Annotated in this window: 11 protein-coding genes; 3 read left to right on the top strand and 8 right to left on the bottom strand. The window is 33.6% G+C overall.

Annotation, left to right across the window (positions count from 1 at the left end; translation table 11 throughout):
• The first annotated feature begins 316 nt into the window (after nt 1-316).
• On the top strand, nt 317-2026 hold the full coding sequence (lysS, locus tag H526_RS0124510) for a lysine--tRNA ligase (RefSeq protein WP_027395369.1): 1710 nt from the start codon (nt 317-319) through the stop codon (nt 2024-2026).
• A 145-nt stretch (nt 2027-2171) separates the two neighbouring features.
• Nucleotides 2172-3746: a hypothetical protein gene (locus H526_RS0124505; protein WP_027395368.1), complete on the top strand. Its 1575-nt coding sequence runs from the start codon at nt 2172-2174 to the stop codon at nt 3744-3746.
• 83 nt (nt 3747-3829) lie between these two features.
• Here the strand turns inward: H526_RS0124505 and H526_RS0124500 are convergent, their stop codons facing one another.
• From H526_RS0124500 to H526_RS0124490, 3 genes are all read right to left on the bottom strand, one after another.
• Entirely contained in the window at nt 3830-5560 is a 1731-nt protein-coding gene (locus H526_RS0124500; protein ID WP_027395367.1) for an alkaline phosphatase D family protein, read from the bottom strand.
• A 176-nt stretch (nt 5561-5736) separates the two neighbouring features.
• A complete protein-coding gene (locus H526_RS0124495; RefSeq protein WP_027395366.1) occupies nt 5737-6735 on the bottom strand; it encodes a PorP/SprF family type IX secretion system membrane protein in 999 nt (332 codons plus the stop codon).
• A gap of 35 nt (nt 6736-6770) precedes the next feature.
• Nucleotides 6771-11168, bottom strand: a complete 4398-nt coding sequence (locus H526_RS0124490; protein WP_162144513.1) for a T9SS type B sorting domain-containing protein — start codon at nt 11166-11168, stop codon at nt 6771-6773.
• A gap of 597 nt (nt 11169-11765) precedes the next feature.
• Between H526_RS0124490 and H526_RS31245 the strand changes: the two genes are divergently transcribed.
• The gene (locus tag H526_RS31245; RefSeq protein WP_051336320.1) at nt 11766-12383 is read left to right on the top strand and encodes an SPOR domain-containing protein; all 618 of its coding nucleotides are present in this window, start codon (nt 11766-11768) and stop codon (nt 12381-12383) included.
• Between the two features lie 76 nt (nt 12384-12459).
• On the opposite strand, the gene H526_RS0124480 is transcribed toward H526_RS31245, so the two are convergent.
• The 5 genes from H526_RS0124480 to H526_RS0124460 form a co-directional block, all read right to left on the bottom strand.
• Complete coding sequence (locus H526_RS0124480; protein WP_035086359.1) at nt 12460-12804, bottom strand: DUF6515 family protein; 345 nt, start codon at nt 12802-12804, stop codon at nt 12460-12462.
• Between the two features lie 73 nt (nt 12805-12877).
• Nucleotides 12878-13429: a GDYXXLXY domain-containing protein gene (locus H526_RS0124475; RefSeq protein WP_027395363.1), complete on the bottom strand. Its 552-nt coding sequence runs from the start codon at nt 13427-13429 to the stop codon at nt 12878-12880.
• Nucleotides 13430-13440: 11 nt separating this feature from the next.
• Nucleotides 13441-14724 carry a DUF2157 domain-containing protein gene (locus H526_RS0124470; protein WP_027395362.1) on the bottom strand — a complete coding sequence of 428 codons (1284 nt, stop codon included), beginning with the start codon at nt 14722-14724 and terminating at the stop codon, nt 13441-13443.
• A gap of 85 nt (nt 14725-14809) precedes the next feature.
• A complete protein-coding gene (locus H526_RS0124465) occupies nt 14810-15049 on the bottom strand; it encodes a hypothetical protein (RefSeq protein ID WP_035086358.1) in 240 nt (79 codons plus the stop codon).
• Nucleotides 15050-15129: 80 nt separating this feature from the next.
• On the bottom strand, nt 15130-15897 hold the full coding sequence (locus H526_RS0124460) for a tetratricopeptide repeat protein (protein WP_027395360.1): 768 nt from the start codon (nt 15895-15897) through the stop codon (nt 15130-15132).
• Nucleotides 15898-15909: the final 12 nt, after the last annotated feature.

Raw genomic sequence — 15909 nt, 5'->3', positions numbered from 1 at the left:
CATAGCATTCGTTGTACACTTTTTGTGTTACATAATGCAATGTACTGATCCTTAATTAAATAAAATGTTAAAAAAGAAGAAAATAGTTTACAATCTTAATATTGTTATTAACAACTACAAGAAATAGTCTTTTAGAATCTTAGTTATTCTATGACTAGGTTTTAAACAATAAGGTTTTAAGCGAAAAATTAATTCTTTGTTTTTCTATTTAATAAAGTTCTCTTATAACATAAAAACTAAAGCAAGACTATACTTAAAAATCAATTGAAAGATTATCTCATACTTCGTATCTTTGCACGCTTAAAACGGCAGCATTATGCAATTATCAGAACAAGAACTTGTAAGAAGAGAGAAACTACAAACCCTACGCGATCTAGGAATTAATCCATATCCGGCAGCTTTATTTCCGGTAGACCATACTTCTGAAGATGTCAAACAGAAATATGAAGAAGGAAAAAAGGTAGTTATTGCTGGTAGATTGATGTCTAGACGTATACAAGGGAAAGCTTCTTTTGCAGAAGTACAAGATTCTAATGGCCGTATACAGGTATATTTTAATAGAGATGAAATTTGTACCGATGATGATAAGGCTAAGTATAATGAGATTTATAAAAAGTTATTAGATATAGGAGATTTTATTGGTATCGAAGGGGAACTTTTTACTACACAAGTAGGAGAAAAAACTGTAATGGTTAAAGACTTTACATTATTAAGTAAAACACTAAAACCATTACCTCAACCGAGAACCGATGCTGATGGAAAAGTGTATGACGCTTTTACAGATCCAGAATTGAGATACCGTCAGCGTTATGTAGATTTAGTAGTAAACCCTCACGTTAAAGATGTATTTGTAAAAAGAACAAAGCTTTTTAACGCGATGCGTGAGTTTTTTAATACCAAAGGATATTTTGAAGTAGAAACACCTATCCTACAACCGATACCTGGTGGTGCCTCTGCACGTCCATTTATAACACATCATAACTCACTAGATATTCCTTTATATATGCGTATTGCTAATGAGTTATATCTAAAACGATTAATCGTTGGTGGTTTTGAAGGTGTCTATGAGTTTTCTAAGAACTTTAGAAACGAAGGAATGGATCGTACCCATAATCCAGAATTTACCGCCATGGAAATTTATGTAGCTTATAAGGACTACAACTGGATGATGGAGTTTACAGAAAATCTAGTAGAACATTGTGCTATCTCAGTAAACGGAACTACGGATGCTACTTTTGGAGAACATAAAATAAACTTTAAAACTCCTTATGCTCGTGTAACGATGACCGATTCGATAAAGCATTTTACTGGATTTGATATTACAGGAAAATCTGAAGAAGAAATTCGTGAAGCAGCCAAAGGAATGGGTATCGAAGTAGATGAAACCATGGGTAAAGGAAAATTAATAGATGAAATTTTTGGTGAAAAGTGTGAAGGAAATTACATCCAACCCACATTTATTACTGATTACCCAAAAGAGATGAGTCCTTTATGTAAAGAACATAGAGACAATCCAGATCTTACAGAACGTTTTGAACTAATGGTTTGTGGTAAAGAGATAGCTAATGCATACTCTGAGCTTAATGATCCTATTGATCAGCGAGAACGTTTTGAAGCACAATTAAAACTAAGTGAAAAAGGTGATGACGAAGCAATGTTTATCGATAACGACTTTATCAGAGCCCTAGAATATGGTATGCCTCCTACATCCGGAATGGGAATCGGTATGGATCGATTGATTATGTATCTAACTAATAATCAATCTATACAAGAGGTGCTATTCTTCCCACAGATGCGACCAGAGGTGCGAACCGCACAGGCAAATATTATAGAATCTCTTAATGATAATGAAAAAGCTATTTTTGAAATTATCAAGAAAGAACAAAGCATGCCTTTAGCTGATCTAAAAACAGCTTCTGGTTTAAGTAATAAAGCTTGGGATAAGGGTATGAAAGGACTTTCTAAACTAGGTCTTACTAAAGTTACTAAAACAGATGATAGCCTAATCGTAGAATTGGCAGAATAGATCATTTAATTATATATGAAAGCGTGTTTATTTTTAAAATAAACACGCTTTTTCTTTTTACAAAAACTCTAAAAATTATAACCAAACACATCTGTTAACATTTTTTTAACTATTTTCGCACCTTTATTTTAAAACCCCATATTTCATGAAACAAACACTACTTTCTTGTATTGCATCACTCTTATGTACTATATCCTTTGCTCAAAGTGCCAATATAGATCGAGAAAATTTCAAGACTTCTTATGTAAACCTACCTTCTAAGCCTATCCTTGATGATAGTAAAAGAACATATTCTATAAATACAGGTTCTATAACCATCCCTGGATTTTCTAAAGTAAAAACAGGAGGAACTTTAGATCTCAACTACAAATTTCACGGCACCAAAATTGGAACCGTTGATATTAAAAAAGAAAAACACGAAAAAAAGGACAAAGACGGTAAAGTATTATCTGTAAGCTACACATACACTGCCAATGTAAACTACGCATCATCTGCTACATTATCGGTTAATAACGCAACAAATGCTAACGCTTATGAAAAAAGCTATTCTGAAAGTGAAACTCATACCAGTGGAGAATTTAGCACCTATAAAAAAGCACAAGATTACTACAACAACAACCGATATAATCTAAGAGATAAATACAAAAGCAGCCACAAATCACAATTCTTAAGCTCTGCCAGAGGTCACCTTACTAGTACATATGGTTATGACATTGAATCTCATGAAAGAGAATTTTTCTGGATTCTAAGGTCTAAAAAACATCCTGAATTTGCGAAGCATCAAGAAGCATATCAAACACTACAATCTGCTTTTGAGAAAATGAAATACAATGCATCTATTGATTCTCTCAAAACCGAAGTACAACCTGTAATCGACTATTTTAATAGCGTAATCCCGAATTACCAAGGCAAGAAAAGGAAAATACGTAAAGTGCGATATGCGAGTTATTACAACATCGCTAAAATCTATTATTATTTAGATGAACCTGAAAAAGTTAAAGAATATGCTCAAAAAATAATCGATAATGATTATGACAAAAGTGATGGTAAATATTTTAACAGAATTGCAGATCAACTTATAGAAGATTTTAAAGCAAATGAAACAAAGTCCAGACATTTTGAAGTTGTAACTGAAGACCTAAGCGATCAAGAAGAAGATCAGAATGATATAAGTACAGATATAGAAGTTAATCAAGCGTATTTAATAACAAAAGAAAATGACACTACCCTTGTAGACATCAAAACCTCAGATATCAATAAAATTGCCTACAGTCTTAAAACAGTAGAATATGATCAAAATGGCAAACCTTTTGGCACTAGAGTTAGAAAAGCTAAAAAATGCAAAGAACTTGTATTTGTAGACGGAGATCATTTTAGAAATATAAAATTTAAAGAATCTTCAATTAAGAATGGTGAAGTGGATGCTGGTCAAATGATACTTGGTGGAGCAACAGATAAACTATGCAAAGTTTTATTTGAATCTGAAAAAATAAACTTATATCTATTTAACAATAAAGAACTAGTAATTCTTCCTACAGGAAGTGAAAAAGGTAAATCTACTATGTCAACTGGTTATGTTTTTGGGTTTAAAAAGAATCTTACCAAATTAGCAGAAGGATGTACCATCGTTCAAGAAAAAGTAGCAAATAAAGAGTATAAAAACAATCAAGAAGATTTACTTCGTTTCTGTAAAGAGTTAACGAATTGTAGTGTAGAATAATTTTTTTTTCTGATATTCTCATAAAGAAAACGCAACCTTATTTAGGTTGCGTTTTGACTAAATACTTATAAACAAAAACATTCTTAGCTATACGAAACTGTTTCCCCAACAGTTACTGTATAATTTTCAGCAGCTATGGTATTTATAAAATTCCATTGCGCCTGACTACTACTCGGTGTAAAGGTTACCTGTAAGAATCCTCTTTGGGTAGCATCCATATATTGTAAATCATCTATTAATATCTCTAAGGCTTGCTGAAAACCTGCAGCTTGATTGGCATCAACTCCTAAAAAGCCTTCGAATCCTGGAGAAGAAACCGATGATGTAGCAAACTCCACTCCTATTTCTTTCCCCGTTGCATCTTTTAATTCACTATACCAAGCATTATGTGTATCACCGGCAAGACAAACTGTTTTCTTTCCTCCTAACATAGCAAAAAGTTGCTCTCTTTCTACAAAATATCCATCCCATGCATCTAGGTTATAAGGAACAACTGTTTGCACCCTAGTAATCTCTTCTGGTGTTAGCGTCGGATCACCTGCTAAAAGCCTAGATTTTATAGCTGTCAAATCCGTTAACGCGGTTTGAAAAGCCAAAGCCGTCTCTGGAGTTGCACTTCCTAGAGCGCCTATTTCTGCCACAAGAGTTCCTATTAAAATTAAAAGCTCTGCTGGCATAAACATCTTACCCATTAATACCTGCTGACCTAAAACTTGCCAATTTGCATTACTTGCAGAAACTGCTCCAGACAACCAACTTAACTGTTCTGATCCCAGTAAAGTTCTACTAGGGTCCTGAAGTGCTGTTTGAAAAGCAACAGCATCCAATCCTGAAGTTGGACTAAAGAAATCATCGTAAGAAAGTTGTTTATCTCTTCCTATAATTCTCGTATCTAGCATATGTAAACTTAACACACTTCCAAAATCAAATGATCTATAAATCTTAGATGGATCAGTAGATCGTAATGGTAAGAATTCGCTATATACCTGTATTGCCGTTTGTTTTCTGACTTCATAAGAACCTTCAGAATCTTGATGGTTCTCTGCTCCATCCTTGTACGCATCATTGGTAACTTCATGATCATCCCACACACAAATAAATGGCTTTTTTTGATGTGCTAATTGTAGTTGAGTATCACTTCTATATTGCTTATACCTAGCTCGGTAATCTGTAAGTGATATAATTTCATTTGCTGGTTTATGAACTCTATCTAAAGCTACAGTATTCTCATTGGTTCCATACTCTCCTTCTCCATACTCATATATGTAATCTCCTAAATGAACAATCACATCTGCCTCCGAATTAGCCATTGCACCATACACATTAAATAACCCAGCTGCGAAGTTTGCACAAGAACAAACAGCCAATTTTACATCTGTTACCGTATCACCCACAGCAGGAAGTGTAATTGTTTCGCCAATCACAGAAGTGGTCTGCGTCTCTAACTCAAAGAATCGATAATAAAATTTACTATTAGAAGGCAATTCTTGAACATCAATTGCTACGGTATAATCCCTATCCGCTCCAGTTACAAACTCACCGCTTCTTAATACATCATCAAAATTTTGGTCCAAAGCAATTTGCCAATTAATTGTAATATTAGAACTACCAGTATTCGGAGTGAATCGTGTCCATATGATAATCTTAGAATCTGTTGGGTCAAAACTTGCTACTCCTTCAAAAAAGTTATCCGTACTAAGATCTGGAATACTGATGTCCATATCATCATCGTTATTACAGCTGATGTACATGGGAGCAATCATAAAACCTCCAGCAACTAACAAAGATTTTTCAAAAAAATTTCTTCTATTCATTGTGTGTATTTATTTTCTTTCAAAAATATTTTACCACAATAAACCTGATGTTATCCCTTCTTTAAAAAAATATCAAACTATCTTCCTCTTAATAAAAGAAGTTAACTATAATATAATGTTCTATCTGTTCTCTTTACTTTTTTTTAAAATTTCAGATAGTACAATCCTAAAGAAAATTACTCTACCCAAGGACAATAACACGCATACTTTTTTGCTCTACAAGAAAAATCTATCCCCAATGTTATTTGATGAAAACCACCATTATTAAATGTCACTGGATTTGATTGATAGGAGTAGGTATAAGCAAACATATATTTTCCAAAATTAACTCCAACAAACGGAGTAACATAATTTAAAGCCTGACTCTTTATCTCCTCTCCTTCTAAAAAATCTATGGAATCAAAACTCCTTCTGTAAGATAACCCACCCCATAGTTTCCCAAAATTCATATCACTGTAAACTTTTAAATTGAAGTCAATAGTAGATTGACCAACACCATCTCTATAAGAATATAGAATTGATGGTTCATATGAAAAAGTTTTTCCTGGACGATCAAAAACATATCCTGCGGATACTAGATAATTCCGTAGGTTATTAACTATTTGTAAATCATTGTTAACTCCGGAGTTTTTTAAAAGATTCTTTACAGTAACGTGTGTATAAAAATTATATAGGTTATAAGAAAAACCTACATCCATGTTAAATTCACTTTGGCTTATAGATCCTGGTCCAACCAAAGGATCATTAGGGTCAAATCTAGTTTGATCTAATCTATATTGAAGTATTCCGGCACTTAATCCAAAAGATAATTGATTTAGATCTACTTCGCTTCTAGAGAACATCAAATGATGTGCGTACGTAACATATCCTCCTGTTTGAGAAGTGAAACCATTTTTATCATTATACACAATTGCACCAATTCCTGATTGAGAATTACCAATTCTACCATTGTAAGCTGCAGTATATAATCCTGGACTATCTTCTTGACCTACCCAATTTCTTCTACCTGTCAATCGAACCTGAGAACAATTAGCTGCACCAGCCATAGATGGATGTAGTAAATAATAATTATCTGTAAGATAATCGGAATATATAGATAATCCTTCTTGGGCATTTCCAAATCCTATAAACAACAATGTTATCATTGTCATTAGGTATATTTTTTTAAATTTCATCTTGCTTGTTTTGAAATTGAGATATAATACTCTCATTATCTTTTTAGTGTAAAGTGTCTTCTGAAGGTCGCTGATCCATCTCTAAATTCTGCGACAAACCAATAATCCGAGGCAGGAAGAGGTTTGCCCCCATAGGTTCCATCCCATTGATTATCTCTATTTAATTGTTGAAGCAGTTTTCCGTATCTATCAAAAATAAAGATGTCCATTTCTGGCGTGTCTGCATTTCCAATGACACCCCATTGATCATTAATACCATCATTATTAGGAGTAAAAAAGTTTGGAAAACCAACTACGAATATAGATGCTGTAATTGAACCACATCCATTGATATCTACTGCAGTTACCTCATGTAATCCCAGCGAAACATTTGTAAATATGTTACTTTCTTGCAGAATTCCATCATCTAATACATACTCATAAGTACTATCCCCAACAACAGTTGCTATAATATCAGTGCTATCCGAAAACGCTCCTGCAGACAATTGAAGATTTAAACTCTCTGGATCACTAACACCTATAATTATTACCTCTGAACTTTCCGTACACATTGATATCACATCTGTATAGGTTACTGTATATGTTCCAGGCTGTGTAGCTTCATAAAAAGATTGATTCGCTCCTGGAATTACAGTTCCTTCAAAACTCCATTCAAAAGAAAAATCTATATCGCTTAATTCTGTATTAATTACAACAGACGTTGTTGTAGAAGGTCCTACACATATAATCCCTGACTCTATTTCTAATTCTTCGACATTTATAATTTCTACAAAAAACTGAACTTCATTTTCGCAATTATTACCGTCAACTTCTCTTAAAAAAACCGTTTGGCTTTCTTGTATAACATCTCCAGCATTTAATTGCGTTCCACTTCCATTAGATCCTGTATAATAACTTTGACCACTTTGTAACGCAGGTAATGTATAACTTTCACAAAAACGATCTCCCGGATTTGTTGGAGCAACAGGATTAGGTAAAGGATTTATGGTAATATCAAGAACTTCTTCATCAGAGCAATTTGGTGTTGTTCCGGTTTCTGCATACACATAAATTACCTGGCTTGTGCTAATTATATCTCCAGCATTAAGCTGAGTACCTGCTCCGTTCATTTGCGTAAAATAATTTCCGACTGCTAACGATGGTAACTCATAAGATTCGCAAGCCATAATCGGATCTATAGGATCAACAACCGGAATATCTAAAATTTGATAGAAAACATCAATACGGTCACTAGCACAATTTTCTGTTGTATCAAAAGCTTCTACCCTATATATATAATCACCAGCTGCAGTATCCGTTGAAGTATAAGTGGTACTATTCATTAGTAAAGAATTTCCGTCTTGATCATACCAGTTTGCCGTTTGACCCGGTAATACATCTACCGATAACACTGGCGCCGTAGAACCAATACAAATACTTTCATTACTCGGGTTTGTAGGTTCCACAATATCTGGACAACTACAATCCGGAGCAGTAACCATTAAAGTTGCTACACAATCAGTATTACTAGGATTTGTTGCTGTTATTATTACATCAACTCCATCTGTAATTCCAGTAATCATTGAATTAGTAACATCAATAGTACCTTCATTAACTGGGTCTATTGAAATATCCCAAGTACCATTGGTAGTAAATGACACATCATAAGTCGTTCGGTTAGTAGCACATGTTGTAGATCCAAACACTAGTGTAGGCACTGTACTGATAGTTACAGATATTACTGCAGTATCGGTACACCCATTACTCGTTACTGTATATGTATAATCACCTTCAATATTAGTATCCGCGGTAATTGTACCACCGGGAATTACCGTCATTATAGCATCAGTCCATACGCCTCCCGCATCTTCTCCAGTTAATTCATCGAACAGATTAACAACAGTAGTATCTCCTTCACACAAAGCAACTGGTATCGGAGGTGTATCATTTGGTTCTCCTGCTTCTGGTGGAGCTGTAACCGTAAATATAACATCTACCAAATCACTCGTACACATTTCAACAGGGTCATAGGCTTCTACTCTAAATATATTATCTCCTAATACTAATTCGCCAATTTCTGGTGTAAATGTATCTGTATCTTGCGCTCGAGCAATAGGTGTTACTCCATCTGCCAAATACCAACGGCCTTCTAAACCAGGAGCAAGTGTAACTGTTACAGAAGGTAATGGTGTTGCATCTATACACGTTGTTATTGGTCCAGCTGGTACAATAGGTTCATCTATATCTGGACATTGACAAACATCGTCAATTGTAACATCTATTAAGTATCTAATTGGTGGACAACCAGCAGATAACACAGGTAGCGTATATATATATACTCCATCTAAAATACCGGTAACAGTAGGATCTAATGTTCCTAAATGTCCTCCTGTAAGCGCTGTACCCATTGCAGGAACACTCCAAGTTCCTGTGGTTAACGTACCTACTGGTAACTCATCAAATAAGTTTACGGGATCACATATAGTGATAGTAAGAGGATCGACATTAACATCTCCTATTTCCTCTCTCCAATCTCTTTCTTCTGTTAAGGGATTATGATTATTAGGGAAATCAGTAGGAACGGTACCTCCATTACTAGCATTTGTTTCCACAGTTAACCTATCTAACACCACAGTATCAAAGGCATTATCCAAACCATCTCCATCTATGTCAGAACCATCCGCTATCGTGTTAGGGATTCCATCCTGATCTATATCATAAGCTTCTATAGTATCCTCTAAACAATCTCCTGATATAGGATCCGAGTTTACATCAATATAATCAGGAAGTGCATTGGTATTAGAATTTACTGGAGAAATTGCAGTTCCATTGGTATCATAACTATCATCCACTCCATTAAAATCGCCATCCACTCCACTTGAAGCAATATAACCAGCTGTTGACTGTCCTTCTATATTATCAATAATCCCATCTCCATCAGAATCGATATCTAAAAAGTCTTGATTAGAATCGGTATCAGAATTAATAACATTATGAACTACAGTAGTAGATGTACCATCTGTATTAATTGCGCCATCAAAGCGCCCATCTCCATTGGCATCTGCTGCTGCATTTCCTGACTCGACTATATCATAAATCCCATCATTATCTGCATCCAAATCCTGGGAATTTGGGATTCCATCACGATCAAAATCACAAGCATTCGTGGATAAGAAAATATTGTCTATACCAATATCGTTACCATTCCCATCAGTTCCTTGTCTATTAATCACTCGTATCGTAACAATATTAACTCCAGCGGGAGCAATGAAGGTATCTTCTACTAAGATCCAAGCATCGGAACCGTTCGCTATTTCACCAGAATCCTCACTAAACAGAGGCGTACCTGCAACTTGATCTAAAACCTCTATGGTTAAGTTTGCAGGTAACTCTCCTGCATTATTATTTAAACTAGCAATAGACATGCTAAAATTATATTCAAGTCCAGGAGTAACTGGTAAATTTTCGGCCACAAAAACAGGCAAGTCTGCGAATGCGCTCGATTTCATATTTATAGCCAAATACCTACCATCCGTATTTCCATCGGCATCAACATCTCCTACAAGATCTGTAGCAAGAAATGTAGCATCAAATCCTACATTGGTACGATAGTGAGTAGAAGTAGCAACGTTATATTCTCCGTCGTTTCCATTAATATCCTGTGGCAACACAGGATTGTAAGTCAAACCTAATCCTTCTGCATATCTGCTTCGTGTTGGACCCCCGAAACCAAAATCTTCTTCTAATACAAAAATTGGTGTCGTCGTAGTTGCAGTACAAAAACCATCTTCTATAGTATCCGGAATACCATCGTTATCATCATCATTATCTGTTGTATCGGGAACTCCATCATTATCAGAGTCATTATTTCCGCACGGTTTTACAGTTATGACAGCACTAACAGGAGGGCAAGCTGCTCCATTATCAATAGTATATGTAAAAGCTCCTCCATTAGGATCTGCGGTATCATATGTTCCTGTTCCATTACTCCAAACACCTCCAGATTCTGGCCCTCCATCTAATTCATCAAATAAATTAATAATACCTGTTCTACCACATAGAAACATCGTTGTATTTAAACCTGGATTTGGCACCTCTTCTACTGTAACCGTTACAGTACTTCTCACTGAACCCGAAGAACCTCCATTAACAGTAACCGTATACGTTGTTGTTTCTAATGGTGTTTCTCGATAAAACGAACAAGAACCGTCACCACTAGGAAATGGACAGTTTCTTATAAATGTTGGATTAACTGTTTTTTCCCATTGAACATTATAAGTGCTCGTTCCTCCAGAAGGTCTGGGGGGATCTATATCTAAATTTAGTTGGATTTCAGTCCCTTTACATACCGTTTTTGCGGTTAAGCCGTCATCAGTCTGAAAAGTAACAGTCTGACCATAACTAAAAGTAAATAAAAGTAGGGCTAGGCAACTAGAAAATAGTGTCCGTGTCATAATTGTTGGCATTTATTGAGTTGGTTTTTATAAAAGTACCATCAACATATAAATACTGTAATCCACAACAAATTATCGAACTAAAGAAGTCCATAGGTATATTTAAAGAGATTTGGGTATTGGGTATGTTTTCACGTTTTATCCTATGTACTTTCCGAATAATCTTCGAATGCAATTGTTTTTTACACCATAAATGGGAAAAAAATAAATGCGGTACCCATAAGGATATATTTGTGTTCACGATGGTTAAGTTTAGTGTATAGTAATAGCATCGTAGTTTACTTCAACATAGGGTGGGCGGATTATTGAAACAGACTACCAAAAAAAGAATAACGCATGATTGTATACAATATTTCTACACTTCTAAAGTATTCGACATCCTGCTATCAAAAATCGTTATGAGCACAATTTTTCGATATTTATTATTTTTATTGGCAAAAAATCCTACACATTAACTAGGATATTTTAACGCAATAATCCTTTATCAAAAACCTATCAAAATATACACTGTTAAAGCAGTGATTACGGTTTATCAGTAATTTAATTTTTGGGTAAAACAATAATCAACTATATTTGAACACATTAAAACCACAACTCATGCCTTATATCAGTGATGATGAACTACTGGATTTTCAAGTTCAAATCGACAATGCTAAAGAAGAAAAGAGAGCTACTAACTATACTCATACCAAAGCTCTTAGAGAAGAACAAGAAAATAGTAGAAAATTTAAAATTGCTACAATAATTTTAGGAATTATTGCCCTTTTAGGAGTTGCAGGAACCATCTATTTCATGAAATTCAATACTCCTGACAACCTAATTGCTAAAAGTGAATCTAAAGCGAAATCCGACATACTTAAAAATAAGATTGCCGAACTCGAAGAAACTATTAAGAATTTATCCATGGATCAAGAGATCAATGCAGCAAATAGTAATACTGGTGAACAGCAAGAAAAAGCATCTTTACAAGGAGAGCTTGTTTATGCAGTTCAGATCGGGGCTTTTGAAGAAAAAGATTTATCATTATACTCGGATAAGTTTGTGAACTTTAAACAAATCAAAGCAGGAAGTTTTAATAAATATGCGCTGGGTAATTTTGCTTCTTTAGCTGAAGCTAAAAAATTCCGCAGAGAATTAGTTGGCCTAGGTTTTAGAGGTGCGTTTATTGCTTCTTACCAAAACGGAAAGCGTATAAAGATTGAAGAAGCTTGGTAATAAAAAACCTTGAGATTTTTTTATTAAACCTCAAGGAATTTTCTTAACTAAACTAACCAACTCAATCTAAAACTTATTACACATTTACTACTACAAAAGTTCTTCCCGATTTTTTGTAGAATACTCCTTTATGCTTATAGTACCGCACACCTCTTACCTTAACAATTCTATATCCAGTAGGCAAAGTACTTACACGCACACCAACTGGAGCTGTAACTTTCACATATCTTCTATTCTTTTTTACATACCAGACACCATTATTTCTATAATACCTTACATTTTTATGTACTACAACTCTAGGCTTATGAACCTTAGTCACCACTACATTATTCGCTGGACTAACTTTTAACGTAGTTGCACAAGAGGCAGTTAATGTAAATAACATAATGCCAATTACTAATGTTTTCAATAATGTCTTCATAATAATCTTCTTTTAATGTTTTTCATTAATATGACCCAGATTATGAAGAAAGGTTTAATCTAATTCCTATATTTTATTTTTCTACATATTCTTTTATAGGTATATCATCTATCAAAACATCTTTAAGAACCACATGATCATCTTTGATATACACTAAAGCATATATATTATTAGATAAGCTATCTCTATTTGCCTCTACATAGGCCACCTCCGCATCATATGCTTTTGTTTCTTCCATATAATAAGTATTGAATGGAAGTTGAAAATTCACTTGACCATTATAATAATATGTTACTCTAGCGGTCACATAATCTTTTTCAGTTTTTACAGGTACTTTACTTATCTGTGAGGCCTCAGCAAATCCTTCATTATCATTCTTAAGATACACGTAGATCTCTTCTCCTACTACATAGGTAGTATCTTTTGTGTCAAAGTGATTCATCTCATATTGCAATGTGATATACTTTCCTCTAAAAGGATCTGTAGGATCAACAGGTCTTGTTTTAAATTTATACTCTGTTCCTGAAATTAATACATCCTCATTATTTACAATCATATGAATTGGAACAAAAATCTGCGCCAATGCAATCACAATAAATAGGATAAATAAATAAATGATTTTCATAGGTTTAATTTTTATAAATTAGAATTTTTCTGTTGTTTTTTTAGCATCATATAATTGGTAAGGAAAAAACCTACCCCTACAATCACAAATAGTAAACCTTTTATAATAAAACTCATATCTGTATCAAAAAACCTACAAATAATAAGTATAGAAACAATCAATAGTCCATAGTTAAGGATTCCGAAATTAAACTTATCCGTTCCAATCTTAATTGCTGTAATCCCTAAAGCAAAAACCAATATATTAGTTAAAATCATAGGAATTACTTCTGCACCAGAAAGCAAGAAGAATAATCCCCAGAATATTAGAAATGAAATTTGAAATAGGTTTATAGATCTAACACCTTTTTTGACGACAATATATCCCAAGGTGGAAATTGCTATACCTACTAAAAATAATGAAACATAGAATTCTTGTGCTTGATACATAGTTGTATCATACATCTCTTTCCAGGTCCATTTAAATGTAAATATCATTAGTAAAATGATAGTCCCCAAAGAACCTATTATTAAGAATCCATTTCTAAGTGTCCTTAATTCTTTGAATATTGATAATCTACCAATATTATAGAAAACCCCAAAAAGAGTCACATACATCACAAAACCCAACTCCTCATTACCTCTAATAAAAGCCCCTAAACCTATAGTAACACTTAAAGGAATAATCCAATTAAAAATTGTCGTTGCATTACTTGATATATTATTCTTGATCTGTAGCCAATAGTGTGGTATGATTCCCAACATAAAAATAAAATACCACCAAGGAACACTGTAGTTTCTATAATTCCATATACCAACCTCAGCTACATAATATGTACCTGATAAAATTACTAGAAGTGTTACCGCATGGGATCTAAGCAAGTAAATTAATGGAAGACATAGTATAGTCCAAGTTTTTAGAAACGAACCTAGATCACCTGATATATTATAAATCTGGCTTACTAAAGAAATACTAGCTCCTACTGCAAAAAACAGGAAAGTTCCTGAAGCCTCTTTCCAAGTGCTACTTTTATTTTTTAAAATAGAAAAACCAACAATAGACTGACCAATAACTAAAGGAACAAATGCCAGTATAGTTTTTGTTAGCCTAGAAAAATCATCCCAATTATGAGCTAACATTAAAATAATACCCGCCCCAATTAGTAATGCACCAAAAACCCCAAATATGGTAAACAGTTTGTTAGGTTTAGTTCCTTCTTTCTGACCATAATATTGAGATATCTTATCTGCAATTTCTGACGAAATCACTTGATCACTGACCAATTCTTTTAATTCTTTATTAAATTTTGAACTCATATTTTGATGATTAAAAAGTTGTAATTATTTAAAAGGAATAATTAATTTTATAAAAAAATTACCTCCCTCAAAATGACCTTATTACTTAGATACTAATCTGTTGAATATTATAACAGAGTAGAATAATTAAACTAAAGATTAATTCTAAAATTGAAAGCTTGAGAGGCTTTATCTGCTTTACCAAAATTCGATCGATTATAAAAAAAGGAATAAAAAGAATAACTCCACTTAAAATTAATACTCCTCCTAAACTAGCACCGCCATTAAGAGTTAGTCCATAAATTCCAGAAGGTATTCCTAGGGCAAAAACAATAATCCCTATCATAAAAAACAAAGTTGGTTTATTCTTTAAATTCTGTTTGGAGTTCTGCATTATGAATCGATGAAAATAACTTATTCTTTACTCTATTTCTTTTTACAATAAATATAAATCAGGTCTTCAATAGAAGTATCACCTAAGTCTCTGGCTTTCTTTAAATCCTCACAAGCACTTTTTGTTTCTTCTTTTGAAGGCTGAATATTGCCGTTCCCGGTTAACAAATTAATCTTAGCAGTACCCCTATTCGCATATGCCTGAAAATAATTTGGGTAAAATTCTATCGCGTTTGTATAATCTATAATTGATTGCTCAAAATTTCCAAGTATATCATTGGCAGTTCCTCTAATAAAATAAAGCTCAGGGTCCGTAGAATTAACTTTAAAGTATTCATCACAGTTCTTAATCACTTCTTGATATTTTCCCTGGGAATAGTTAATTCTCGCTGTCCAATAAATTGATGCTTCCATCATTTTACTATTACTATTTTTATCAATAACATACTTGTAATCTTCTTTGGCTTGATCTAGATATCCTGCATGCATTTTAGACAACCCTCTATCAACAAAAGAAGCCATATCGGTACTATCAAGTTTTATAGCCTCTGTAAAATCGAGAATAGCAAGATCATATTCCTTTAACTTATCTCTTGATAATCCCCTATTAATATATCCCGTTTTCTTAACAAGATCTACATCAATTTTTTCAATTAACTGAGTATAATTTTTTATCGCTTTCTTATACTTCCCCTTTTTAAAATTTTCATTCCCTTTTAAGTATATAGCGGTCCCTTTATCTTGTGAAAAAACTGCTATTGACATTAAACACACAATTCCTTTTACTATATTTTTATACATTTCTAACTTATT

It is taken from the genome of Aquimarina latercula DSM 2041 (assembly GCF_000430645.1).
Taxonomy (GTDB): domain Bacteria; phylum Bacteroidota; class Bacteroidia; order Flavobacteriales; family Flavobacteriaceae; genus Aquimarina; species Aquimarina latercula.
The sequence above is the reverse complement of the archived record's forward strand: the minus strand, read 5'-3'. Positions and strand labels throughout refer to the sequence as shown.